Origin of the sequence: Treponema sp. OMZ 857 (assembly GCF_024181085.1) — a bacterium.
Taxonomy (GTDB): Bacteria; Spirochaetota; Spirochaetia; order Treponematales; family Treponemataceae; genus Treponema.
Map to the genome: position 1 here is coordinate 1567828 of NZ_CP051147.1, position 26350 is coordinate 1594177.

The 26350-nt window shown below is 46.8% G+C and carries 24 protein-coding genes; 10 read left to right on the forward strand and 14 right to left on the reverse strand.

The features are described from left to right. The first annotated feature begins 30 nt into the window (after window positions 1-30). From E4N66_RS07100 to E4N66_RS07110, 3 genes are all read left to right on the forward strand, one after another. On the forward strand, window positions 31-369 hold the full coding sequence (locus E4N66_RS07100) for a ferrous iron transport protein A (RefSeq protein ID WP_253727455.1): 339 nt from the start codon (window positions 31-33) through the stop codon (window positions 367-369). Beyond that, window positions 366-1478 (forward strand): 4-hydroxybutyrate dehydrogenase, encoded by a 1113-nt coding sequence (locus E4N66_RS07105; RefSeq protein WP_253727456.1) that lies wholly within the window; start codon window positions 366-368, stop codon window positions 1476-1478. The genes E4N66_RS07100 and E4N66_RS07105 overlap by 4 nt, the downstream gene beginning before the upstream one ends. Before the next feature lie 67 nt (window positions 1479-1545). Further along, on the forward strand, window positions 1546-2037 hold the full coding sequence (locus E4N66_RS07110; RefSeq protein WP_253727457.1) for a DNA-deoxyinosine glycosylase: 492 nt from the start codon (window positions 1546-1548) through the stop codon (window positions 2035-2037). Window positions 2038-2132: 95 nt separating this feature from the next. On the opposite strand, the gene E4N66_RS07115 is transcribed toward E4N66_RS07110, so the two are convergent. Beyond that, window positions 2133-3122: a hypothetical protein gene (locus E4N66_RS07115; protein WP_253674398.1), complete on the reverse strand. Its 990-nt coding sequence runs from the start codon at window positions 3120-3122 to the stop codon at window positions 2133-2135. Window positions 3123-3291: 169 nt separating this feature from the next. On the opposite strand from E4N66_RS07115, the gene E4N66_RS07120 reads away from it, so the two are divergent. Both E4N66_RS07120 and E4N66_RS07125 read left to right on the forward strand, forming a co-directional pair. Then, entirely contained in the window at window positions 3292-4068 is a 777-nt protein-coding gene (locus E4N66_RS07120) for an exodeoxyribonuclease III (protein ID WP_253729435.1), read from the forward strand. 84 nt (window positions 4069-4152) lie between these two features. After that, window positions 4153-4665 (forward strand): hypothetical protein, encoded by a 513-nt coding sequence (locus E4N66_RS07125; RefSeq protein ID WP_253727458.1) that lies wholly within the window; start codon window positions 4153-4155, stop codon window positions 4663-4665. On the opposite strand, the gene E4N66_RS07130 is transcribed toward E4N66_RS07125, so the two are convergent. From E4N66_RS07130 to E4N66_RS07145, 4 genes are all read right to left on the reverse strand, one after another. Beyond that, window positions 4646-5050 carry a YbaN family protein gene (locus E4N66_RS07130; protein ID WP_253727459.1) on the reverse strand — a complete coding sequence of 135 codons (405 nt, stop codon included), beginning with the start codon at window positions 5048-5050 and terminating at the stop codon, window positions 4646-4648. The genes E4N66_RS07125 and E4N66_RS07130 overlap by 20 nt on opposite strands. Window positions 5051-5059: 9 nt before the next feature. Further along, complete coding sequence (gene lptB / locus E4N66_RS07135; RefSeq protein ID WP_253729436.1) at window positions 5060-5791, reverse strand: LPS export ABC transporter ATP-binding protein; 732 nt, start codon at window positions 5789-5791, stop codon at window positions 5060-5062. Window positions 5792-5967: 176 nt separating this feature from the next. Further along, on the reverse strand, window positions 5968-6681 hold the full coding sequence (locus E4N66_RS07140) for an LptA/OstA family protein (RefSeq protein ID WP_253727460.1): 714 nt from the start codon (window positions 6679-6681) through the stop codon (window positions 5968-5970). Window positions 6682-6729: 48 nt separating this feature from the next. Next, window positions 6730-9348, reverse strand: coding sequence for a heavy metal translocating P-type ATPase (locus E4N66_RS07145; protein ID WP_253727461.1), 2619 nt, complete (start codon window positions 9346-9348; stop codon window positions 6730-6732). A gap of 110 nt (window positions 9349-9458) precedes the next feature. Between E4N66_RS07145 and E4N66_RS07150 the strand changes: the two genes are divergently transcribed. Next, complete coding sequence (locus tag E4N66_RS07150) at window positions 9459-10061, forward strand: hypothetical protein (RefSeq protein WP_052185561.1); 603 nt, start codon at window positions 9459-9461, stop codon at window positions 10059-10061. A 134-nt stretch (window positions 10062-10195) separates the two neighbouring features. On the opposite strand, the gene ygfK is transcribed toward E4N66_RS07150, so the two are convergent. From ygfK to E4N66_RS07180, 6 genes are all read right to left on the reverse strand, one after another. Next, on the reverse strand, window positions 10196-13225 hold the full coding sequence (gene ygfK, locus E4N66_RS07155) for a putative selenate reductase subunit YgfK (RefSeq protein WP_253727462.1): 3030 nt from the start codon (window positions 13223-13225) through the stop codon (window positions 10196-10198). Window positions 13226-13352: 127 nt separating this feature from the next. Continuing rightward, entirely contained in the window at window positions 13353-14678 is a 1326-nt protein-coding gene (gene ssnA / locus E4N66_RS07160; RefSeq protein ID WP_253727463.1) for a putative aminohydrolase SsnA, read from the reverse strand. 140 nt (window positions 14679-14818) lie between these two features. Beyond that, a complete protein-coding gene (locus E4N66_RS07165; protein ID WP_253727464.1) occupies window positions 14819-15553 on the reverse strand; it encodes an alpha/beta hydrolase in 735 nt (244 codons plus the stop codon). After that, window positions 15516-16457 (reverse strand): ABC transporter substrate-binding protein, encoded by a 942-nt coding sequence (locus E4N66_RS07170; protein ID WP_253727465.1) that lies wholly within the window; start codon window positions 16455-16457, stop codon window positions 15516-15518. Before E4N66_RS07170 ends, E4N66_RS07165 begins: the two co-directional genes overlap by 38 nt. A gap of 105 nt (window positions 16458-16562) precedes the next feature. Next, window positions 16563-17327: an ABC transporter ATP-binding protein gene (locus E4N66_RS07175; RefSeq protein WP_044016579.1), complete on the reverse strand. Its 765-nt coding sequence runs from the start codon at window positions 17325-17327 to the stop codon at window positions 16563-16565. A gap of 1 nt (window position 17328) precedes the next feature. Further along, a complete protein-coding gene (locus E4N66_RS07180; protein ID WP_253727466.1) occupies window positions 17329-18372 on the reverse strand; it encodes a FecCD family ABC transporter permease in 1044 nt (347 codons plus the stop codon). A gap of 278 nt (window positions 18373-18650) precedes the next feature. Between E4N66_RS07180 and E4N66_RS07185 the strand changes: the two genes are divergently transcribed. The 4 genes from E4N66_RS07185 to rsmG all read left to right on the forward strand — a co-directional run bounded on the left by E4N66_RS07185 (window position 18651) and on the right by rsmG (window position 23012). After that, window positions 18651-19877, forward strand: coding sequence for an SPFH domain-containing protein (locus tag E4N66_RS07185; RefSeq protein WP_253674373.1), 1227 nt, complete (start codon window positions 18651-18653; stop codon window positions 19875-19877). Window positions 19878-20153: 276 nt separating this feature from the next. After that, window positions 20154-21302 (forward strand): TFIIB-type zinc ribbon-containing protein, encoded by a 1149-nt coding sequence (locus E4N66_RS07190; protein WP_253727467.1) that lies wholly within the window; start codon window positions 20154-20156, stop codon window positions 21300-21302. Next, window positions 21296-22198: a TPM domain-containing protein gene (locus tag E4N66_RS07195; RefSeq protein WP_253727468.1), complete on the forward strand. Its 903-nt coding sequence runs from the start codon at window positions 21296-21298 to the stop codon at window positions 22196-22198. Before E4N66_RS07190 ends, E4N66_RS07195 begins: the two co-directional genes overlap by 7 nt. Window positions 22199-22319: 121 nt before the next feature. Continuing rightward, window positions 22320-23012, forward strand: a complete 693-nt coding sequence (rsmG, locus tag E4N66_RS07200) for a 16S rRNA (guanine(527)-N(7))-methyltransferase RsmG (protein ID WP_253727469.1) — start codon at window positions 22320-22322, stop codon at window positions 23010-23012. On the opposite strand, the gene E4N66_RS07205 is transcribed toward rsmG, so the two are convergent. From E4N66_RS07205 to E4N66_RS07215, 3 genes are read right to left on the reverse strand one after another with little or no spacing between them, the layout of a single operon-like run. Then, a complete protein-coding gene (locus E4N66_RS07205) occupies window positions 23009-23758 on the reverse strand; it encodes a biotin--[acetyl-CoA-carboxylase] ligase (protein WP_253674366.1) in 750 nt (249 codons plus the stop codon). The two genes, rsmG and E4N66_RS07205, sit on opposite strands and share 4 nt — an antisense overlap. Continuing rightward, window positions 23755-24405, reverse strand: a complete 651-nt coding sequence (locus E4N66_RS07210; protein ID WP_044016589.1) for a 3'-5' exonuclease — start codon at window positions 24403-24405, stop codon at window positions 23755-23757. Before E4N66_RS07210 ends, E4N66_RS07205 begins: the two co-directional genes overlap by 4 nt. Further along, entirely contained in the window at window positions 24405-26162 is a 1758-nt protein-coding gene (locus tag E4N66_RS07215) for a phospho-sugar mutase (RefSeq protein WP_253727470.1), read from the reverse strand. Before E4N66_RS07215 ends, E4N66_RS07210 begins: the two co-directional genes overlap by 1 nt. Window positions 26163-26350 lie beyond the last annotated feature (188 nt).

Consider the following 26350-nt stretch of genomic DNA (forward strand, 5'->3'; position numbering starts at 1 on the left):
GTCTAACCGGTATGAAAGGTTCGGTATGATATGATGACATTACAAGAAGCGCCCTGCGCCGTTTATACCGTCAAAAAAATAAGCGGCCCGCGCGATTTTAAAAGACGGATGGAAAATATGGGTATTGCAGCCGGCGCGGATGTAGAAGTGATAGCACATACCGAAACCGCTTGCCGGATTAAAACCGTTAAACGGGAAATAGAACTATCCATTGAAGAAGCCGCGTGTGTCGGTGTCGGAGAACAGTTTAAACGGAACGGCGACCCCGTTTTGTTCAGCTGCTGCTCTTACGGCCGCGCAGGCGATCTCTGGGATAGAGCAAACGAAATTAACGAAAACGTACAACAAAAAGGAGATGAAAAACAATGAAACAGCTTGCGGTAAAACCCGAAATTCACAAGTTTGAAACGGCGAAAGAATTTGCGGAAGCGTTCAAGCTCGGAAAAGATGATCTTGTTATCACAAATGAGTATATCTATAAACCGTTTTTCGGAGCATTGAACCTGCCCTGCGCGACGCTTTTTCAGGAAAAATACGGTGCGGGAGAACCTTCTGACGATATGGTCGAAGCAATGTACAAAGATGTACACGGCAGCTATAAGCGTATTATCGCAATCGGCGGCGGCACCGTCATCGACATTTCAAAGTTTTTCTCCTTAAAGCACACCTCACCAGTGTTGGACTTATACGACGAAAAGCAGGAAATCGTGAAGAACAAAGAGCTGATTATCGTCCCGACTACCTGCGGGACCGGCTCGGAAGTAACCAATATCGCGGTACTTTCGCTGAATGCGCGCGGTACGAAAAAAGGCCTTGCGCACGACGAAATGTACGGAGACTACGCAATATTGATTCCCGAACTGCTGAAAGACTTGCCGTTTAAATTTTTTGCAACGAGCTCCATCGACGCATTGGTACATGCCGTTGAATCATCGCTTTCGCCCAAGGCAACGGAAAGCACAAAGCTATTCGGATACAAAGCTATCGAGATGATTTTAAAGGGCTATAAAGAAATTGAAAAAAACGGCCATGATGCACGGCTCCCGCTGTTAAGCGATTTCTTGCTTGCATCTAACTATGCAGGTATCGCTTTCAGCATTGCAGGATGTGCAGCGGTTCACGCAATGAGCTATCCGGTCGGTGCGACCTTCCATGTCGCTCACGGTGAATCAAACTATGCGATGTTTACCGGTGTCTTGAAAAATTACCTTAAAATTAAAAAAGACGGCGAAATTGCAAAGCTTAACCGGTTTATGGCCGATATCCTCGGCTGCGATACGGAACACGTCTATGACGCATTGGAAAAGCTGCTCAACTGCCTGATCGCCAAAAAGCCGCTGCACGAATACGGCATGAAGAAAGAGCAGATTGCAGAATTTGCCGACAGTGTCATTGCCAACCAGCAACGCCTAATGGCAAACAATTTTGTATTCCTTGACAGAGACCGGCTGATTAAAATCTATACCGAATTATTTTAAAATACAGGGAACCTCTAAAAACCTTGTTCGGTTTTTAGAGGTTTTTACTCTGTGTTTTTCTAACACGATGTCTGAAAGAATTGTACATCCCTTTCCGCCGATATATAACTCCGAATCGCGTATTCTTATTTTAGGTTCTTTTCCCTCCGCCGCATCCCGTGCGCAGGAATTCTACTACAGTCATCCGCGGAACAGATTTTGGCCGCTTCTTGCCGCTTTGCTGGAAGTACGGGCACCGCAAACAATAGAAGAAAAAATACATATGCTGTTAAACCATCATATTGCGTTGTACGATGCCGTTACCGCCTGTATTATTACCGGATCCGCCGATGCAAGTATGCAGTCCATCATACCGGCAGATTTAAGCAGTATTTTCCAAGAAGCACCGATCCAAGCAGTCTTTGCAAACGGTACGAAAGCATACGAAGTATGCATCAAGCATATTGGAATTTCGGCTATTAAGCTCCCGTCTACCAGCCCTGCAAATGCACGGTTCGGCTTTGCAGAGCTTTTGGACGCATGGAAACAAATATTACCGGAAGCAGGGCTAACACATTAGGCCGTTTTTTAATACTTCCGTACCGCCGCTCCGGAACGAATACTCTCCCTACAGAGATAACACATTCGAAAAAATACCGGCCTATATTCTTCTGCTTATTCGGTTCCAAGATTGTCTACGCTGTAATCGTAAACCGTCCAAATATCATCGCGGGAAGCAAGGTTATAGGTAAAGCGCTTCTTTTCGCGGAAGCTGGTGTAGTCGAACCATTCGATAACCGTAACCTCAGCTTCGGTTGCACTGTAGGTTGTCCGCTCAACGGTAAACTCTACCGGAATCATTGCGATATCTTTATCGGCACGGGATTGCATAAGATCGTGCTTATAAGTGTCAAGCATGCTAATACGTCCCGCTTCGGCTTCCGCCTTATATCTGCGGCTCCGTATCGGATCACGGGCAATCATGCGTTCAATATCAAGATACAGGAAGAATTGATCCCACTGAGATTTTTGACGAGCAGTCAGCATATAGCTGATAACCTTGTCGGGTGAAATCGGCTGAGGTTGAAGTACTTCACGTGATACCGATGCGATGGGAACAGAGCCAAGGGCAGCGGCCGAAGGTGAAGGCTTTATTTCAAGTCCAAGTCTATTGGAAGATACATGCATTTCTGAGGAATCGCTGAGGCGTTTTAATTCGGGATAAAAATTGGCAGAAAGCATATATGCGCCCGGACTTTCAATCGTAATATAATCTTTCACGTTTTCAACAAAGGCATACGTTTCCCCGGTCTCTATCGTAATTTCCCGGAAATAAATCTGCTGATTGGTATTCCGTTTCCGAATCCACGGCTCAGTATGGGCAAGGCTCTTGTTTTTGGTATTCAGTACCGAAAAATCAATGCTAAACATACGATCATTTGCCAGTTTAAACCGCAATGGTTTGCTCCCTTTATTGGTAATAGAGACCTTCACAAAAATAGGTTCCGTTCCATCGTTCCCGGGATAGTATACACGGCGATCGTAAAATCGGATTGCAACATCCGCATCAAAGGATTTGCTTTCACCGTCCGTTTCGGCGGCAAAACACCATGCTCCAAATAAAACGGCGGCGGCTACGATTAAGACTATTTTCTTTGCTGACATATTCCTCTTCCTTAACGGCATTGCATATCTACGATGCCCTCTTACGCTTATATCGGCAGTTTAGCCCATTCTCTTTATGCCGAATTGCTGTACCTCCGGTATTCTCCCCGCAGCCTACTGTAGGAAGTACCTCATTGCATATTTTACGATTTTATGGCATATACCGATTATGACTTCAATTATTTCGTGGAACGTAAACGGCATCCGCGCCGCCCAAAAAAAAGGTTTTCTGGAATGGCTTTATACCGAAAACCCTGATGTACTTTGTTTACAGGAAACAAAGGCTCGGAAAGAACAGCTGACTTCGGAACTGATCAACCCTGTTTGGAAAGAAGGGGTCTATAAAACATATTGGCAGGCGGCAAAAAAGCCCGGCTATTCGGGAACCGCCGTCTTCTGCAAAAAAGAACCGCTCAATATCCGCACGATGAACATTCCCGCCTTTGACGATGAGGGACGAGTGCTGGTAGCCGATTTTAAGACCGTATCGATTATTTCCGCCTATTTTCCCAATTCCCAAGAAGGAGGAGCTCGGCTCGGCTATAAGCTCGATTTTTGCGCTGCGATGCTTGAGTTTTGTAATGCACTGCAAAAAGAAGGCAGGCATATCGTACTCTGCGGGGACTACAATATTGCGCATAACCCCATAGATCTTGCCAATCCAAAGGCAAACGAGCAAAATCCCGGCTATCTACCTGAAGAGCGGGCATGGATGGATACCTTTACGCAGGCGGGCTACACCGACACCTTCCGGCATTTTTGTGCGGAACCTCATCAATATACGTGGTGGAGCTACCGTTTCCATGCCCGCGAGAAAAACATCGGATGGAGAATAGACTATCACTGTGTAGACAACGCCTTTTTACCGAATATTTGCGAATCATCAATTAAAGCCGATGTATTGGGTTCCGACCATTGCCCCATCAAGTTGGTCTATAAGGAATAATGCGGCAGGCTATGTTTGAGGTCTCGTGTATAATACTTGTAACCGTACCTTGACATTTTTTATGTCATTATTATGATACAATACATGAAAATTTTATTAACTTTTTTTTATTTGACTGCCGCTACTCTTGTATTCAGCGCTGAAAGCACTGTGTTATATCGTCAAATAGTCAATGTGAAAGCGCTGTCCGACGGTGCAGAAAAAACGATCTATAGTACCGTCAACAAAGAATCAGTTGAAAACCAAGTAATGCTGATCGTAACTGCACTTCCATCGGGAGATATTGAAATACGGTCGGATAAATTCAAACTGGGAAAAATGCCGTTCTCTTCATTTTTTCAATTTATTATTCGTCGAGAAGAGATAATACAAAATGAGACCGGCGCATACATTATTGACGGTCTCACCGGAATATATAAGGTTGCGATGTCAAAACCTCAGGCTCTATTGACGGGAACGCTCAGCCCCGAATACTGTGACCTTACCTTGACGGTAGACGGTATGGGAAAAAAGCTCTCTATGCAATTCTATTCCGAATACGAAATCTCATTGAGCGAGGAAGAAACCTCGTCCGGTTCTACCGATCAGAATCAATAAAAATCGCTTCCGTTTCTTTTGTCGGGTCGGGGGCGGTTTTTATCTTAAAGATAAATACATAATATTTTATGCATATCAGCAATATGATGATAATACGGGCATAGACATTCTTTGAAAAATAAAACCCGGCAATCAACATTGAAGAAGCGAACCCTAAAATAACTATTTTACTTTTAAGCGTCATTGAGCGGGTTTCATTAAATCGTTTAACATGATTTTGATAGAGCTTAGTGGAAAGCAGCCATTGATGCAGACGCTTTGAACCTTTTGCAAAACAAAAGACCGACACAATCACAAAGGGGGTTGTCGGCAAAATAGGCAAGGCCACACCGAGTAAGCCGAGTCCCAAAAAGAGGAAACCGGCGATAATCCAAATATATTTCATAGTATCTCCCTACATTCTAAATTCTTCGCCGAGATAGACCTTTCGTGCAATCTCGGATTTCAATATCTTCTGACGCGGCCCTTGTTCGACAATTTCGCCCTTATTGATAATATAGGCGCGGTCGGTAATTTCTAAGGTGTCGCGGACATTGTGATCGGTAATAAGCACTCCGATATTTTGGCGGGCAAGCAATCTGATAATCAGCTTGATATCATGCACGGCAATCGGATCAATACCGGCAAATGGTTCGTCGAGCAATAAAAACTTCGGTTCGATAGCCAACGCCCGCGCGATTTCGGTACGCCGGCGCTCTCCTCCCGACAAGGTATATGCAGGTTGTTTCCGATTAGCGGTAATGCCGAATTCTTCCAATAACGAATCAAGTTTTTCCTTCCGTTCCGCACGGCTTAAATCTTTTCGTGTTTCCAAAATAGCATCGATATTTTGCTCGACGGAGAGTTTACGGAATACGGAAGCCTCCTGTGGCAAATACGATATACCGATGCGGGCTCGCTTATACATCGGAAGATTGGTAATGCAGCGATCATCGAGGTATATCCCGCCTGAGTTCGGCGTATAGAAGCCGACAATCATATAAAAGCTCGTCGTTTTTCCTGCTCCGTTCGGGCCGAGCAGTCCGACGACTTCTCCTTGTGTCATAGAAAAACTGACATCACGGACAGCTTGTTTTTTATGGAATGACTTATTCAACCCCTCCACACGTAATATGCTCTTAGACATATAAGCATCGGTAAAATACCGAGAGGCATACAAGAAATCGCTTTGTACCGGCTCATCATTACTCTCGGCATCTCGAAACGGTTCGGTGTTCAGCAATGCTATTTCCGTATTTTGTTCGGAATGCTCAATATTGTGATGCATTGTATCCTCTTCGGATAAATAGTTCAGGCCGTCACTCATGGCGTTTTTGTTTCTTCCTTTGACGAAATCTCTTCCTTTGGAGGAGTTTCCGTTTTATTTGTTTCTTCTTTTTCTTCGGTAACCGAACCGCTCACCTTTCCTTCAAGTTTAATATCCTCGGTATCCAGATTGACTGAAATTCGAGCAGCCTTAAATTCATCTTTCCCTTTCTTAACCGTTGGCTTCCCCGTTAATTCAAGCATAGAAGTGTTCCGGTTATAAACGGCAAAAAGCGAGTCGCAAGCAATATCTTTACTCTTTAATTTTACCGCCATTTGTAAAAGGATAATTTCATTTTTTTGATTATATTCGATACGTTCGGCGGCTGTTTCTACCTTATTTTTGGTATCCTCAACCTTTGCTTGCCCCATAAACTCAGCTACTTCCGTTTCGCGGTCATAAGATAACGAAGCGGCGGAAAACGTAAAGCCTTTTTCCGCATCTTCTCCGGTTACACTCCCGCTTGCCTTAATATACCGGTAATCTTTACCGTATAGTTCGATACGCTCACCGTAAATAGTGAGAGAATCTACACTTACCTTTGCATTACCGGTCAGTGAGGTTGAGGTTTGTCCTTTTCCCCCCGATCCTTGGAGTTTATCGGCAGAAAAAGTAATTTTAACCGGAGCCGCCGACAGAAGTGAGGCAATCAGAAAAAAAGAAATAAAAACGCAGAGCGGCTGCCGTAATCGATACCTTAATCTATCCATAGTGAAGAGATGAGAGATGATATACACCGTGCCTAACGTTTCGATTTTTTAGTGTGAGCCGGTTACTGAATAGCCTGCATCGGTTACGGCAGCTTTGAGCGCATCGATTGTTACAGAATCGGGATAGGTAACGGAGGCGGTTTTTGCACCCAAATCGACTTTTGCCGATACACCTTCGATAGCGTTCAACGCTTTTTCAACCCGAGCGGAACAATGCCCGCAGGACATTCCTTCAACAGTCAACGTGATATTTTTCATATCGATATTCTCCTTATGCGTTATATTTTCCGGTTTTGTATCATCATGCTTTTCATCGGTAGGAACAGCGCAACAGTATTGCATATTATGAACATCCTGTGCAATGCGTTTTGGGCGGAATCTATTCAGCCGTAATGCATTGGTAACAACCGTCACCGAACTGAAGCTCATTGCAGCGGCGGCAAACATAGGACTAAGCCTAAGCCCGAATACGGTATAAAAGAGACCTGCCGCAAGCGGAATACACAGCGAATTGTAAAAGAGCGCCCAGAACAGGTTTTGTTTAATGGTACGCATCACAGCCTTGCTAAGCTGAATTGCAGTAACCGCCGTTTCGAGACTGTTGTTCATTAGTACGATATCGGCACTTTCGATAGCGATATCCGTGCCGCCGCCGATCGCGATACCGACATCCGCAGCAGTCAGTGCAGGCGCATCGTTAATACCGTCGCCGATAAAAGCCGGTGAAAACCCTTTCGAGCGATAGTATTCAACTTTTGCTTTTTTATCCTGCGGCAATAGCTCTGCTGCGACATCCCCGATCCCGACAATTTTCCGGATAGCCTCCGCCGTCCGCTGATTGTCTCCTGTCAGCATAACCGTATGGATACTCATTTCGTGGAAATCATGAATAGCCCGGATACTGTCTTCTTTTACCGGATCGGAGACGGTGATAAGCCCGACACATTCATCCCCTATTGTAACCAGTAGCGGAGAAGCGCCTTGTTCGGCAGCTTCCGCAATCCGCATTTGAATCGCTTCCGATACGGGAATTCCCAATTCGTTGCAGAGTTTCGTATTTCCGGCGCCGATCCTTAAATTACTAATCGATGTAGTTCCGTTAAGCTCATCGATTGCAGCCGTTCCGTAAATTCCTTTCCCGTGTACTGCCGCAAAACCGCGCACCTTAAACGGCGACAGTTTTTTTTCTTCTGCCGCCTTGATAATTGCATGAGCAAGCGGATGTTCGGATAAATGCTCAAGACTATAGGCAATCCACAGAATATCATTATCCGTATACTGTTCCGAAAACACTTCAATGTGCTGCAATGTCGGCTTTCCTTCCGTGATCGTTCCCGTCTTATCGAGCAGAACCGCATTCACGCGGTGAGCGAGTTCGAGTCCTTCCGCGGAACGGATGAGGATACCGAGCTGCGCCCCCTTGCCCGTACCGGCCATAATCGCAGTCGGCGTCGCAAGCCCGAGCGCACAGGGACAAGAAATAACCAACACGGAAATAGCGGTCGAAAGCGCGAATTCAAAAGAAGCGCCTACGATAAGCCAGCCGATAAAGGATGCAAGCGAAATCAACATGACAATCGGTACAAAATAACCGCTGATAACGTCAGCCAGCTTTGCAACCGGAGCCTTTGATGAGGACGCTTCCTCGACGAGTGCAATAATCCGCGCCAATGTCGTATCATTACCTACTTTATCAGCACGGAAGATAAAGCTGCCCGATATATTATGCGAGGCGCTAATCACCGAATCTCCGACCGTTTTTTCGACCGGGAGGCTTTCACCCGTAACGGCAGATTCGTCAAGCGATGTGCTTCCTTCTATGATAGTTCCGTCAACGGGCAATGTTTGTCCCGGCCTGATAATGATTGCATCACCGATCACAATATTTTCTACCGGAATTTCAATCTCAATTCCATTCCGCACTATTTGAGCTGTTCGGGGGCGAAGCTGAATCAATTTTTCCAATGCTTCGGAGGTTTTCTTTTTTGCCCGTGCCTCCAAAAATTTTCCCAAAGAAATCAGCGTTAAAATCATCGCCGAAGATTCAAAATAGAGATCCTTTATATAGAGCTGCACGACATCTAATTGACCGTGCCCTAAGCCGTATCCGATCCGGTACAGCGCAAAAATCCCGTAAATAACCGCAGCGCCGGAACCGATGGCGATGAGGCTATTCATATTCGGCGCACGGTGGAATAAGCTCGTAAGTCCGTTAGTGAAAAAACGGCGGTTCAGTATAAGAACCGGCAACGTGAGCAGAAATTGCGTAAAGACAAAGATGAGGGCATTCTCAGTTCCTGCAAAAAAAGACGGAAGCGGCAGCTTGAGCATCCGCCCCATCGACACATACATCAATGGAATAAGAAAGAAAAGGGAGAAGATAAATTGTTTTTTTTCGGCATCGGCGATTTCAGAATCAGTCTGTTGAACAGACGGGCTCGCTGCATTTTCCTCAGACAGCGGAAATGCTCCGTAGCCGATTTTTTCTATCGTTTGTATGATGGTATCGGTATTAAGGGTATCGGGATTATAGGTTACAGTCATCCGCTTTGTTAAAAGATTGACCTGCACCGTCTCTACGCCGGCAAGACGACTTACCGCCTTTTCTACATTTGCGGAGCAGGCGGCACAGCTCATACCGGTAACGGTAAAATAACGTGTTTGCATATCGTTAGTATAATAGAATACGGAGCTAAAGGCAATGCGTATTCTTGACCTTTCTCTCACCACCGTGTTACACTTTTTCAATCAGGAAACAACTGAAAGGAGACTTATGCATGAAAAAGCTTAATTTAAAGGGTTTATTACTCTTCCGTTGTGCAGCGCCGACCGTGCTGACTCTTGCCGTAGCGCTTATGCTGCACGGCTGTTTTTTGTTTGACGAAGCTATTGTACCAAGATCATTCGCCGTAGGTGATAGAGTGGGCAACAAGACCATTGTATGGGAAAACACAGGTGCAGGTTCGTGGCGGTTTCTTGCAATGGGCACTCCCTCCGAGCCGATGCCGTGGGATTTGGACAGCTCACGTCATATAAGCACAAAGAATATAGGCTCAAATATCGGGGACGGAAAAGAAAACAGTATTTTCTTAAAGCGCGAATTTGAATCGAACGGTTCTAAATTGCATACTGCGAAGAATTCTGCAGTTATGTACTGCATTGAGCAGGGCGGCTGGCTCCCCTCACGGGATGAAGCCGAAAAAATAGCTCAATTTACGGGCAAAGATTTTTGGACATCTCACTATGAGGCAAGCAGCAAGGCCTTTTATTACAGCCCCCTTCAGAAAGGACTGCAATCAAAATGGCGAAGCGATCGCGACCCGGTTGTTACGATTCCCGTATACTACCTTGATGCACAGGGAAATATAACGGAACCGTAATCCCCTCACCCATGCACAGCGTTGCCGAGAAACGGCAGACATTACGGCCTCTGCACGAATAACTGAGGCCGTCAAGCAGGGCAACCGCATCTTCCGATATGGTTGCCTTTTAATTTCTAAACGCTCAGCTGAACCTACAGTAAATACGCGTACTGCGTCTTTACCGCATTGATAATCTGCAAAAGCTCTTTGGGAAGAGCGGTTTCCGTTGCAAGCGTGATATCGCGGACTTCTCCGGCAAGCCGTACTCTGCATCGGCTGCGTGCATCATCAAGATAGAGGAAACCTTCATTTGTGCTGTCGAGGAAATCTTTTTCCGAGTGGAACAGCGTGAATTTATCTTTGTACGGGGCGCTCTCGTAGGGGCAGAATGTCGCACAGTTGCCGCACTCGTTACACATACCGTCCACGTGAACAATCTGCTTCATACGCATACCGGGTACCGTGAGCGCAAGGTTTGCGCGGTTCGGGCATACATCGACGCAGGATTCGCAGACAGTCGAGCATTCCAAACAGCGGACGCTTTCTTTTGCAACGCCGTCGGAGGCGGCAAGGTTCATCGGCATTAAAATTGCCCGCTTTGAATACGCCGATGCGGTAACAGGGTTGTAGTTCAGTGTTGTAAACTGCGCCGTCCACGCCTGCGCCTTTACCGACTCGATAATCGCCTTTGCCGCTTTGGTTGCATTGGCAATAGCCTGCACCACCGTAGCAGGCCCTGCGGCACAATCCCCGATGACATATACATTTTTCACATTTGTTTCAAACGTAGCGGGATTGTATTGCGCCCTCCCCTTCCCGTCCAGCGCAATGCCGGATTCCGCAAAGAGATCGGTGTCGATTTTTTCACCGATAGATGCGATTACGGTGTCGGCAGGGATGTCTACAAACTCGCCCGACGATACCGGTTTTTGCCGGCCGTCTGAGCCCCGTTCACCGAGCTTCATCTTTTCGCAGCGCAAAATTCCGTTTTCATACGAAACAGGTGCAAGCAGTTCTTTAAATTCAACCCCGTCTTCCAAAGCGAGTTCCAATTCTTCCGCATCGGCGGGCATAAACTGCTTGGTTCTGCGGTATACGATAAAGGAATGTTCGACCCCCTTCGTGCGCTTTGCAACGCGGGCGGCATCCATCGCGGTGTTTCCCGCACCGAGGATCACGACGTTTTTCCCCAGCTTGAGCGTTTCGGGCGCTTGCTTCGCCTGTTCAAGGAATTCGATAACATTTGCTGCCGCGCCTTTTTCCAAAGTCAGCGCACTCTGCTTCCACGCACCGATAGCAAACACAACATGGGTAAAGCCCTGTTTTTTCAGCGCTTCAACGGAACGCTGTTCGCTGTTATACACGAAGGAGGCGCCGAAGGAGGATGCAAGCTCAACGTCCTGCCCAATCGACGCGGCAGGAATTCTGAACTCAGGGATGACGTACTGCACGATACCGCCGGCGCGCGCTTTCTTTTCAAATACGGTAACGTCCGCTCCGTCGCGAGTTAAGAAATAAGCGGCTGCAAGACCGGCAGGGCCGGCTCCGATAACGGCAACCTTCGCTCCGTTTTTCTGCGCCGGTTTTTGCGCCTTTAGGTTTTGCTTCAAAGTTTCGATGGCATGGCGCGCCGCTTCGAGTTTAACGGCACGGATATGCACATGATCATCATAGAAATTGCGCGTACAGCCGGTCATACAGCGGTGATTACAGATCGTACCGGTGATGAACGGCAGCGGGTTTTTATCAGTGATAACACGGAGCGCTTCTTCGTATTTTTGCTCGCCGGTCAGCCTGATATAGGCGGGAATATCCTGATTGATGGGACAGCCGGAAATACAGGGAGCGGCAAAGCAGTCGACAAGCGGCACCTTTGCAGGAATCTTGAGGAACGCTTCGGGCTTAACCGATTTGCGATGGCGCGGGTTTTCAACAACGGCATTTGAAAGGCGGCGCAGTTTTTCCACGTCGATAGAAAAATCCTTGTTAAACGGCTTGGCTGTCAGCTCGCCAACCAGCTGCTGGCAACGGGCATATCCGCCCGGCTTCAAAATCGTTGTTGCAATCGTAATGGGGCAAATCCCCGTTTCATAAATATCGGCAATGTTAAAGTAATCCGCGCCGCCCGAATAAGAAATACGGAGTTTTCCGTTAAAGACTTCCGAGAGCTTCAGCGCAACGGCGATAGATAACGGGAACAGCGACCGTCCCGACATATACATTTCCTGTCCGGGCAACTCCCCGCGGGCAATGTCTACGGGGAAGGTGTTGGTAATCTTAACCCCGAACATCAGTCCGCGCTTATCAGACTCCTGCAGCAAACGCTCAAGCATGGGTACCGCATCGCTGAACTGTAAATCATCTTTAAAGTGATGATCGTCAAACTGAACGTACTCATAGCCCATCTTGTTCATACGGTCGCGGGCAAACTCGTAGCCGAGCAGCGTGGGGTTACACTTGATATAGGTATGGAGGTGTTTTTCCGTGATGAGGTACATCGCGATGCGTTCGATTTCGGCAGGAGGACAGCCGTGCAAAGTGGAAAGCGTAATAGAGGTACACACCTGCGTCGGCAATCCGCGGAGGAAAGCTTCCGACACGGACGGGAACAAATCGGTATGGCTTAAAAGGTAGTCGGTACATTCCTTCCACACCGGTGTATTCGAGGCGTTCCGCATTCCTTCGATAAAGGCGTCAACTTTCGGGGTCTTAATCCCTTCAAGATCGTAGCCGACACTCATGTTAAAGATAAAACCGTCGGGGCTGCCGAGACCGTATTCCTGCGAAATCACTTTAAGCGCAAACCACGCCTTTACGTACTCGTCAAAAGCCTGCGGTACGCGCAGCTCGGTAGACCATTCGACATTATAACATTCGTCCGCCGCATTGATACACGGCTTTGCAACCGGCAGGTCTTCTCCGTCTAACTTTTGCACGGTCTTTAACTCGAAGAATCGGCAGCCCGCAGCATACGCAGCCACGATATTTTGCGCCAACTGTGTGTGCGGCCCCGCAGCCGGCCCGAGCGGGTTTTCAAACCGCTGCCCGAACAGCTCCAAATAACGTTTGGAATCGGCGCGGTACAGCTTTTTAACACCGAAAATCGTCCCCTCGGTTTGATACTCCGTTTTAATCCATTCCATCAAATTCTTGAATGGTATCGGGTTCATTCTATCACTCATACTCTATTTTCTCCCTTGTATCATCATAAATTCGATACAAATGCAGTGTGAATAACTGCTCCGTTTGTATAAACAATCCCGGTATCCGGCAGATGCATACTCTTGTGAATACCGGGGAGATTACTTTCTACAACCTCTTCCACAGGGCGGCGCTGACTTCCCGTGCTTTGGCAAAGACGGCTTCTTCGTCGGCGACGGTAACAACGCGATCCTTCATCAGCACCTTGCCCGCCGCGATAGTGGTTACCACGTTACGGCCGTTCATACCGAACAGGATGTGACCGTTCGCGTTACCGGCATGGAGGGGCGTCAGCGGGTTATAGTCGGTAACGATTACGTCCGCATTCGCTCCCGCTTTCAAGACGCCGAGTTCACCGTCAAAATACCGCGCGGCAATCTTTGCATTATTGGTAAACAGCATTTCGGGGATTTCCGTCCATGCGGCGGTAGCATCGCAGGTGTTGTGCTTGTGCAGGATATTTGCAACCTTGTACGATTCAAGCATATCGCTCGTATATCCGTCCGTACCGAGCCCGATCAAAATGCCGCGCTTAAAGATTTCCAACACGGGCGGACAGCCGACTGCATTACCCATATTCGATTCGGGGTTATGCACGACCATCGTATCGGTTTCTTTCAATAAATCCATTTCCAAAGGATTGATGTGAATACAGTGCACGGCAAAGGTGTTTTTACCGAGGATGTCAAAATCGTAGAGACGCTGTACAACTCGCTTCCCGTGTTTCTGCACCGAATCGAACACATCGGACATCCCCTCCGCAACATGGATGTGGTATCCTGCGCCCGCCGGAAGCTGAGAAGCGCAGTATTCGAGTGTTTTATCTGACAGTGTGAATGCGGCATGGAGCCCCATCATCGCCGCCTGCATAGGATTTTTCTTCTTTTGACAAGCGCGGATAAATTCGGCATTTTCGGCAACCGCTTTTTTCATCTCAGCCTCGCCGTTCCGATCGGAAACTTCATAGCAAAGGTTCACCCGCAAACCGAGCTCTTCGGCGACATCGGCGAGGGTAAAAAGACTCCCCGTTGTTTTGCCGTAGCTTGCATGATGGTCAAAAACCGTCGTTACGCCGTTTTTAATACAGTCAATCAGCGTCGTGTAAGCGCTGTATTTCGTATCCTCTAAAAGAAGGTTATTATCAAGATGCCACCACAGCCCTTCCAAAATATCCAAGAAATTCTGCGGATTGTAATTTTTTAACGCAATGCCGCGGGCAAAAGCGCTATAAATATGATGATGCGTGTTAATAAAGGCAGGCATGATGCACCGCTTTTTTGCATCGATATATTCCGCTGCGGGGTACTTTGCCCGCAATTCGGCATCGGCGCCGACTTCTTTGATTGAACTTCCCTCAATGCAAACACAGCCGTTTTCGATAAAAGGCTTGTTCGGATCGCGGGTGATAAGCATACCGTTTCCAACTAATAACATAGAATTAACCCTCCGCTGATGTTTGTACTCTTTTCAGTATCCCATAGAATCGGAGAAAACGCAAGAAAAAAACTAAAAATATTTTGGAAGGCCTAAATTTTTTTATGATTAGCTGATTCTCCGCACGAATCAATATCGCTCTACAGCTGCCAGCATTCGGTAAGCCACTGCTGTACTGCCCTGAAGCGTTCAAGCATTTTATCGTGATGCCCGAACGGATCGAACACAACGGTTGTATGTGCTATCTGCATTCTAAGCGCCTGATGTACTTCTGCTGCGTATTTTGGCGCATTCTCTAACCGGTTGCCGTGTTTTCCGCCCTCTCTCTTTCCGTTCAGCAAATAGACAGAGGCATTGCTATGCAAAACTTTGTGTTCACGGCAGTATTCCGGAAATCCGGGATACCAAAACGAACCGCAAAGGGAAAATATGTACGGTATATCGGTATATTCGAATAAACTCCACACGGCAGCTAAGCCACCGAGGGAATGGCCCCCATATGCAAGCCTCGAATCGTCAAGGGGATATTTAGTTTTCAGTTCGGGCAGTAGTGTCTTGAACAATAGATGATGATATTCCGCGCCCTTGCCACCGAAAGGAGGACAATCGGTGCGGAATGACTCGGCAGCCCATGGTGTATAGTCGTCAAATCGGTTGCGTGCGTGCAGCCCGAACAAGAAAATACTCGGTACCAGTGATTCCAGATATTCAATCTGTCCGTCGTTGACAAAAACCGCAGGATAATGGTGCTGCAGGTTATATTCTGCAGGTTCCGACACGGTAATGTCTATACCGGACAGACTGATATGGTTCGTTATATCGCGTTTCGTACTGAAGCTACTTCCGCAGGAAGGCATCAACAGCTTCCAAGGCATTCAGCACAGCCGTACCATAGTCCATCAGCTCATCATAGGAAATCGTCATAATTTTACGCTGAGCAATAGCGGGTACGTCAACTAGTACTACATTTGCCTGCAAAGACGAAATCGCATTTGCGTCTAATTTTTTATTCCGGTCGCTCGTTACATAGATGATCAGTTCAGGATTCATAGTTATCAGATTTTCTGTCGTAAGCCCTGACGTACCCGTTGCAATATTGGTATAACCGAGTACATTCAGGAGACTTTCTTGCAATGCAGATTTATACGCCCCGAACGTTGTGCCATTATATGCACACATAATAAGCGCCTTCTTTAAAGAAGTCCCCTTTGTTGAAATATGTTGCAGCACAGCATTCAAACGTTGTTCGAGTTGCTTTGCATACGCTTCTGCCTTGTCCTGTACATTAAAAATAATGCCAAGATTTCTCACATCTTCGATAATATTTTGAAGATCTTGCTTGATATTCAAAACCGAAGCTTTTTGTGCATATATCGGGATACCGTTTTCGTTCCAAAAGCTCACCGTACCCAAAGATTTTTCGGAAAACATCATGTTTCTACCGAGCACTGCATCCGGTCCATACGAAAATACCACTTCCCGGGAAACGGTTTTCTTATTCCCGATATGAGGGATAGAATCGATCGCTTTCTTATACTTACCGGTCACTGCATTATCCGGATCCAGCATACCGATAATACGATCCTGCAAGCCGAGTTCGATCAGCATTTCCGTCATTGAAAGATTATTGGTAATAACCTTTTTAGGCGCTTGCTTAAAGACCTGTGTTATCACTTTGCCGTCTTTGTCATAGGTGGTAACACTGACCGGATATGCCGTTTCCGCACTCACTGCGGCAGCAAGAAAAAGAGCCAATGCAATACTAATACATTGCTTCATTTGAATAACCTCCTGAGAGTTGTGTGACTCTCTAAAAACTGAGATATAGATTTTTAGAGATGCCGATGTCTTTTCTATCTATCAAAGATAGCATAGCCAAAGATATTATAGCGGCCCCCTATAGTGAATCATCGCCTGCGAATCCTCTGTCCAGCTGATATTGCACCGGACACCGTAGATCGTCAGCATGGATTCTTCGGTAATAGTTGTGCGAGGACTTCCTTCATATAAAATATCCCCGTCTTTCATCAAATACAAATAATCCGAATACCGGCATGCCAACTGTATATCGTGCAGCACAGCCAGTACGTTAATCCGTAAATCTTTTACAATCTGCAATATCTCCAGCTGATATTTTATATCCAAATGGTTGGTCGGTTCATCCAGCAATAAGAGAGAAGGTTGCTGAGCGATTGCACGGGCAAGCACAACCCGCTGTTTTTCTCCCCCTGATAGCGATTGATACGGCTGATCTTTTCGAGTCAACATCCCGACCTTTGCCAGTGCATCCTGTATAATGGTAAAATCCTCTTCCCGTTCGGTTTGCATAAAGCGGATATGAGGTGTCCGCCCCAGCATCACAATATCCTGTACCGAACAGTTGAAATTCAGCGTATTAAATTGTGCGACAACCGCCATTTCCTTTGCCGAATCCTTGAGGCGGACAGTACGGATGTCTTTTCCGTCAAGATACACGGCACCCGAATCCGGTTTGATAATCCGGTAGATATTTTTTAAGAGCGTTGTCTTGCCGCACCCGTTTGGGCCAAGTATCGTATAAAATTTATGCCCGTCCGCATGGAGCGATATACCTCGTAAAATTTCTTTATGAGCGATACTGCAGTGGACATCCTTGCACATCAAATCCATATTACTGCCCTGATCCCCGTTGATGCTTTGCAACAATAAAGATAAAAAAGGGAGCTCCAACCAATGCGGTGAATATCCCGATCGGTAATTCCGCATTTTGAATCAATATTCGCGCACATACATCCGCCCAGATAATAAAAAGCGCACCCAAGAGTGCTGCGACGGGAAAGAGTCTACGATGGTTTGCTCCCACAAGTGCACGGGCAATATGCGGGGTAATCAGCCCAACAAACCCGATGATACCACAGACAGACACCAATACACCGGTTATTACTGCAATGACTGCCATAAAAAGATACCGATAGAAGTAGAGCGAAATTCCCAACGTTATCGCGACTTCATCGCCCATCATCATTGCATTAAAAACGCGGTACTGTAAGAAGAAAAAAAAATACGAAAGGCTGACTACGAGCAGCGGTAACGGGAGTGATGACCATGAAGTACCGGCAAGAGAACCCATTGTCCAAAACTTAACCGTCATAATACTGTCAGAATTTGCCCCAATTGAAATGATAAAATTGGCAAACGCCGTAAACAGGGCATTTACCACGGTGCCTGATAAGATGAGACTTGTCGTGGTCATCTTTCGCTGTGATGAAGCGATGATCAGCACCAATACGGTCGCGGCAATCGCGCCGAGAAAGGCTCCAAGCCCTACGGCAGAAATAAAGCCGAGAATGATACTGACAACAGCCCCGAATGTCGCACCGGCAGAAATACCCAAAATGTACGGTTCGGAAATCGGGTTGTTGACCGTTGCCTGCATAACGCATCCGCAAACGGCAAGCCCTGTACCGGTAAAAAACCCGAGTAAAACCCGCGGTACACGCATATTCCATACAATCGCAATAGCAGCGTTTGAAAGACCGGTCAGTAAATTGGGGGCAACTGCTTTTCCCAGCATAATCCGGTACGTATTTGCCAATCCGATTTTAACAGGGCCGAGCGAAACAGCAATAAATATAGAAAAAACCGTTATCGCTATCAGGAATAAAAATAAAACAAGATATTTTACTGTTTCAACAGAGAATTTTTTTTGCAGCATCAATGTATTCTTATTGTTTACCCCGGTTTACAAACTGGTGCTGTTATAGCATATTTTAATACATTCTGCAAGAAGTTTACCTCCCGGCATTCCATGGGACATCATTCGTCGCAAACGTGTATCCCATCCCATCTTTTATTATTGCTTATTTTTTGAGTAGCCTTTTTAAAAACTGAGTTCCATGTTCTACTTATCTCCCCCTCTTTACCGATTCTTCATTTCTATACTAATATAGAGCTTATAAAATAGAGATCTTACAAACAGAGAGGAGTAATACTATGGGATTGATAACAGCGGCGCTTAGCGCGGTAGGCGGCGGTTTAGCGGATCAGTGGCTTGAGGTCGTCGAAGCGGATGATATGGGTGAGGGTATCGTGCTGGCAAAGGGTGTACCGGTGCGCACGGATAAGCGTAACAGGAATACCAAAGGTTCAAGTGATGTAATTTCTAATGGGTCGATTATCCATGTTAATCAAAATCAGTTTATGATGCTGGTAGACGGCGGAAAAATTATCGACTACACGGCGGAACCGGGATATTTTAAAGTTGATAACAGTTCGGCTCCCTCTCTTTTCAGCGGTAGCTTCGGCGATGCTTTAAAAGAAACGTTCAGCCGTTTTAAATTCGGCGGAACGACACCGATGAAGCAGGAAGTTTTCTATATCAATTTGCAGGAAATCAAGGGGATTAAGTTCGGTACGCCCAATCCGCTCCAGTATTTTGATAATTTCTATAATGCAGAACTTTTTTTGCGGGCGTTCGGAAATTACTCCATCAAGATAACCGATCCTATCAAATTCTTTAAAGAAGCTTGTCCCCGAAATGCAACGCATGTACATATCGATGAAATCAACGAGCAGTATTTAACCGAATTTTTAGAGGCATTGCAGGCGGCCATCAGCCAGATGTCGATGGAAGGCGAACGGATTTCGTTTATTCCGTCAAAGGGAACACTCCTCAGTAAGCACATGTCGCAGATTCTCGATGATTCGTGGAAAGATCTGCGCGGTATGGAGGTGCTGGCAGTCGGTATCGCAAGCATCACGTATGACGACAGCTCCAAAGAACTCATCAATATGAGAAACAAAGGCGCAATGCTCGGCGATCCTTCTATCCGTGAAGGGTTTGTGCAGGGTTCTATTGCGCGGGGGCTGGAGGCGGCTGGTTCCAATCAGGCAGGCGCCGGTATGGCATTTATGGGCATGGGAATGGGCATGAACGCAGGCGGAAACTTTATGGGACAGGCAAGCCAAACCAATATGCAGCAGATGCAAATGCAGCAAGCAGCTCAACAACAGGCTGGGCAGCAAACCGCCGCAGCGGGACAAGCTGCTCAAGGAAAAGCGGCAGGGGAATGGTTCTGCACCGAATGCGGACACAAGAATACCGGTAAGTTCTGTGCGGAATGCGGTACACCGAAACCCGCAGGAAATAATTGCCCTTCATGCGGCGCAGAAGTTAAACCCGGAACAAAATTCTGTTCCGAGTGCGGTTCAAAACTCTAGCACGACCGCGAATCTTAGAATTAAGAGGATTTAAGGCAACTGCAACCCAAAATCCCAAGCAGGTGCTTTCCTTATTCTGCGAAATTTTAAAAAAATTTCGCTTTATGTTTCAGAAGAAGGGTAAACACATCAGATGGATAAATCAAATTCCTCAGAATAAGAGGTTGGGCAACCATTTGAGCCGCAAAGCGGCGAAACTCTGGTTGAACAGCCTCTTATTCTGAGGGCGTATTAATTTATAAAAATCTGGTGTGGTTACCCTGACAGAGGAATGATATGAGTGTAATAAACTACAAATGCCCCGCGTGCGGAGCGCCGATTGAGTTTAACCCGCGATTGGGTAAATTTAAATGCGGATACTGTTTTACCGAGCATACGGAAGAAGAACTGACTGCCTATCTCGAAAAACTGCAAGCTAAAACTGCTGCAGCAGACGAAAGCGCCGACGCTTCTTCTGCCGGTAATAACGCCGCACCGGAATCCGATACGGGAAATGACAACAGTAGAAGCACCGATAAAGATACCGCTTCCGGCAACAGCACCGAAACAGGTGGACAGACGGTTAAGGTATACCAATGCGCTAACTGCGGCGCGGAAGTGGTTGCGGGCGACACCTCAACGGCGGCCTTTTGCTACTACTGCCACAGCCCGGTCGTTATAACCGACCGGCTCAAGGGCGATTTTAAACCCGACCGCATTATCCCGTTTAAGGTTGATAAAAAGACCGCTGTGCAGAAATTTCTGGACTGGGCGGGCAAAAAGAAATTTACCCCCAAAGGCTTTACGAGCGAAATGCAGCAGGAAAAAATCACCGGCATTTACCTTCCGTATTGGCAAGCAGACATCGATGCAAAGGTTGACTACCATGCGGTCGGTGTGAACGTTACCCGCTGGTCAAGCGGAGACCGAGACTATGTAAAAACCGATAAATACAAAATCGACCGCACCGGTGATATTGCTGTAAACAACCTACAAAAGCTTGCATTTTCAAAAATCGACGAATCGTTACTCAACAGTATTACTCCCTACGATGAAGCGGAGATGAAAAATTTTTCCGCAGGGTATTTGGCAGGCTTCTTTGCCGAACAATACACCGAAGATAAAGAAGCAATAAAACCCGCTTTAATGACACAAGCAAAACAAACCACAGAGGCACTTATCAAAGAGTCAACATCGTGTACTCATTTTGAATCGGAAAAAGATTCAACCGCGTATTCCGTCCGCGATCAACGGTATGTGTTACTCCCCTCGTGGATTCTTACCTACATCTATCACGGTAAGCCGTATGTATTTGCCGTAAACGGACAAACCGGTACAACCTGCGGCGAACTGCCGCTGGATAAGGCAAAAGCAGCACTGACATCGGGGCTTCTCGGCATCGTATTCGGTGCGCTCATGTTCTTAGGAGGGATGTTTATATGGTAACGATGATAACGCCGGTATGTTCAAAAAAATACGCTTATAAGAAACTGTTCGTTATAACGCTTTTTTGCTGTTTTCTCCCCTTTATACTTCTTTATGCAGAGACGAGCACTTCGGACGAGGCTGATTGGAGCGAAACCGAATGGGATGCCGACGAACTTTTTATTCCAGCAGAACAATTTGCCGGGACCCCGGTCGTCGATATGGTGGGCATTCTGACTCTCAGCGAACAACAGGAAATAGCGGCACGCTTTACGGAATTTTCCGAAAGCCTCAAAACGGATGCGTCAGTGGTACTGGTTCCCGACACCGGTGATTTGACGGCGGAAGCATACGCAGATGATTTCTTTGATTACGGCGGCTACGGCTACGGAGAAGACCGCGATGGAATCTTGCTGTTAATCGTAACGGGATACGTCGACGGCAGCGGAAGAAAAGCGCATATTTCAACCTCAGGTAAGCGTACTATCAATACCGTTACCGATTCCCGTATTGATGATCTACTCGATGCGCTCATCAACGGAGGAGCAGCGGATGGAAATTATGCCGCCGGTATCAATGCATATATCGATGAACTGCACACCATAATCCAATCACCGGAACAAGCGGCCGCCGCAAAGCTGAAAAGCAGCATCTTATTTGCCCTCGGCACCGGCGTTTTCGTGTTTTTAATCAGCTTCTTGGTTTTATTAAAACGCTATAAAATCGCCGGTGCAAAACCGTACTATAATCGAGCGAAACAAACACAGGTACACTTTGCTTCTACGGACGACCCGCTCATCAGCACCAATACAATAAGCACCGTACGGCCTAAAAACAAATCAAGCGGCAGCTCCGGAAGCTCCACCCATACATCTTCGAGCGGGCGCTCACACGGCGGCGGCGGCAGATCGTTTTAAGTTTTAAGCAGGTACCTTTCGGGCATCTTAAAAAACTCAAGGTTAGTTTTTTAGAGGTGAGCTTTGCTCACCGGTTTTCCTTAGATTTAATTTGTGATCGGCATTAGGAGCGCACTTTACAATGGATACACAAAACACGGAACTTTTACAAGCGGGATTAGCCGCATTACATATTGAAGACCGGCACGGTAAATTGGTAGATATGTTAACGCGATATATTCGCGAACTTGAAACATTTAATGCCGCATTTAATTTGATAAAGGTACAAAACACTCAAGAGCTGATTATCAAGCATATCCTCGACAGTCTTGCGCCGTGGGAAGCATTAGCGCACCGGCTCGATTCATACAAACGCGAAGACACCTGTACTATTGCGGATATCGGTTCCGGGGCGGGGCTGCCGGGAATTCCGCTTGCATGTCTGTTTTTACTTAAAGATCCCAGCATTAAATTTACGTTAATAGAGCGGATGCACAAACGATGCGCTGTTTTGGAAAACGTACAAGCAATGCTGGGGCTGACTAACACCGCCGTGCTGAAATCCGAAGCGGAAAAAGCTCCTGCCGATTATTTTGATATTGCCGTATTCCGAGCGTTTCGGCCGCTTGACCGCGCAATGCTTGCTACCCTGCAAAAACGAATTCACAGTACCGGTATCTTAGCTGCCTACAAAGGAAAGCTCACTGCAATTGAAGAAGAGATGCAGGCATTGGGCGCTCATAAACCGGACTATCAGGTGATACCGGTACAAACACCCTTTTATGACGCGGAACGGAATCTCGTTATCATCCCTAAGTGCCGCGAGGATGATTAATAGATCAGTTCTCCCGAATAATACCGATGTTCCTTATCCTCTTCCGTAATGCACAGCGCCCCATCCGGAGCAATACCGGTAAGAATGCCTTCGATAATATCGTCTTCCTGTTGCCCGCGCATAAAGCGAACCATAGAGCCTCGCTTCCAAAGCCGGCGGCTGATTTCTTCATTCCAATCGCGGCGACTAAGACATTCCTGTATTTGAGTCAGCAGCGCAGGAATAAACACTTCAAACGTGGGGCATTTATCCGCGCCGATAATCATTGCAAGCGAAGTTGCCGTGTGTTCTATACTCCGCAAAAAAGCCGTTTGAAGCAGGTTGATACCGACACCGGCAAGAACACAGCCGCCCGCGCTTTCGCACAGGATGCCGGCAGTTTTTTTACCGTTGATCAAGATATCATTTGGCCACTTAACGGCAGTCCGTACGCCGGAAGGCAAAAAAGAATCGAGTGTTAGACTAGCGGCTAAGCCTATCCGCAGCGTAAAATCGGTGGATGCGGGCTGCCTCAAAATGAGTGTACCGAGCAGGTTTTCCCCTGCAGGGGAAAACCATTGCCGGCCGGACATGCGGCCGCGACCTTCCGTTTGGTAGCCGGCATAGATGAACGTGCCGTCGGGACAACCGTCGGCAAGGCATTCGCGGGCGGCTTGTAAGGTAGAGTCGGTGCGGGCATAATAATACACGGGCGCCTTAAAAGGATTTTGGATTGTGGTCGTTTCTCGTCTTTGTTGCGGTATCAAAATAAACTCCGTGAATAATCTTTCTCTTTTTGCTCCGTTTCGGGGGCTAACAGGCTTGCAGCATCCGTTTCTGCACGGATTTTTTCTACCAGTTCGGGATTGTTTTTTAAAAATCTGCTTAAAATCTTTTCAAAAAGCTCCATGCAGACGCGGGCATCGTCTTCGGCTCGGTGAGCTTCCAGCGCTGTAATGCCGAACTGCACGGCAAGATCCTGTAATGCATAGCTGGAAAGTCCGGGAAATACTTCCTTTGCAAATATTCGCGTATCGATGGCTTTATTGGTTAAAGGAGATTTTCCGGCGCGCTTTAACTCCGCATTAACATAGTTTATGTCAAACGGAGCATTATGCGCAACTAAAACACCGGTGCCGATAAAATCGAAAAAGTCGGGAAAGACATCGGCTATCAGCGGCTTATCCTTCAGCATCTCATCGGTGATTCCGTTGACCTTGCCTGCTTCTTCCGGCATCGGCATTTTGGGATTGATAAGCACATTGTACCGGGCAATAACACCGCACCGGTCGAACTTTACCGCACCGATTTCGACGATACGCCCCGATGCAGGATCAAGTCCGGTCGTTTCGGTATCAAAAGCGATAAAGGCTGCCGTGTCGTATACGGCAGCCAACCAATCATAACTCGTCATTAGACAAGAGTGTCCAATGCTTGAGCAAAAATTTTAACCTGCTGTTCTGCTTTGGTCTGGGCAGCGGCAACATCCTTACCCTGTACCGGCTGCGGATGGATGATATAAAACTTGATCTTGGGTTCGGTACCGCTCGGACGGACACTGATAATTGTTCCGTCTTCAAGATAATACTGCAGCACATTGCTTACCGGAAGATCTACCGTTTCTTTCTTATCGGGAGTAAGCGGGTTGTAGGAACATGATTGATCGATATCGCGGATGGTGAGAACCTTTACACCGGCAATATCCTTTAACGCGGAAGTGCGAAGCTTTATCATCATATTTTTCATAATTTCTACACCTTCCGCACCGGGGAATACCTTGTTGATGGTTGTTTCGTAGAAACAGCCGTACTGCATAAAGAGTTCGTCTAAACGCTCTAACAAGCTCTTTCCTTGTTTACGCCAATAGAGCGACATTTCGGCACAAAGTGCGGAAGCTGCAATTCCGTCTTTATCGCGGATTTCCATCCCGAAATTATAGCCGTAGCTTTCTTCAAAACCATAAATATAGTGATACCCTTGTTTGGAAATTTCATCAGCCTTATTGCAGATCCATTTAAAACCGGTTAGACATTCAAAGGCTTCAACTCCGTAACCTTTTGCGATGCGATCACACAGATGGGACGTTACAATGGAACGAACAATAGCGGGTTTTGCCGGCATAACGCCGAATTCTTTTGCAGTCAGGCAGAGATAGTCGGTAAAAAGAGCTCCCATCTGGTTACCGGTAATAAGATGCATCTTTCCGTTGGCATCTTTTACCGCTGAGGCAAAACGGTCTGCATCGGGGTCGGTTGCCATTAAAATATCTGCGCCTTCTTTTTCCGCTAATTCAATCGCCATTTTAAGCGCAGCAGGGTCTTCGGGGTTAGGATAGCTCACCGTCGGAAAATTTCCATCCGGCTGGCGCTGTTCGGGTACGGTGATGATGTTAAAGCCCATATCGCCAAGCACTTTCTCGACATGCATCGCACCGGTACCGTGCAGCGGTGTGTAGACAATTTTTACGGACTTGGACATCTCTTTAATAAGATTACCGCGATGCAGCTTGGCCTTAACGCTCGCCCAATATTTTTCGTCTATTTCTTTATCGATGATGATGAGTTTCCCGCTCTTAATCGCTCCGTCACGGTTCATCATGTTCACTTTTTTAACCGTGTTTACCTTGTCGATAATGCCCTTATCGTGGGGCGGAATAACTTGCGCTCCATCATTCCAATAGGCTTTGTATCCGTTATATTGCGGCGGATTGTGCGAAGCGGTAACGACAACGCCGGTATCGCAGCCGAGCTCGCGGATTGCATAGGAAAGCTCCGGTGTCGGGCGTAATGCCGAAAACAAATAGACTGTAAAACCATTCGCTGCAAAGATGAGTGCGGTTGCCTCTGCAAACACATCCGAATAGCGGCGTGAATCATGCGCGATAACCGCTTTTAGTTGACCTTTCTTTGCCTTTTCAGGAAAGGTTTCGATAATATAGTCGGCGAGCCCCTGGGTTGCCTTTTTAATCACCATGGGATTCATCCGGTTTGTTCCGCCGCCGATAATCCCGCGCAAACCGCCGGTTCCGAATTCCAATTGACGGTAGAAGCGGTCAAACAGCTCTTTCTCATCGTTCTTTGTAACGAGTGCTTCCACTTCTTTTATGAATGTCGGATCGGTTTCTTCCGCCATATACTGCTTTGCATAAGCCAGAATGGTACTACTATCCATGATCGAGTCTCCTCTAATAATCAACATACCCCGACGCAGCACATCGGGGTATGTTGTTCTCATAAATCTGAATATTGCTAAGGCATCTTTAAAAACTTGAATCGCTTTCGGATACTGCTATTTATTTAGTGTAACCTTTTTTTATAGATTACGCAAGGTAAAATATCAAGAGCGTCAGGGGGTAATAT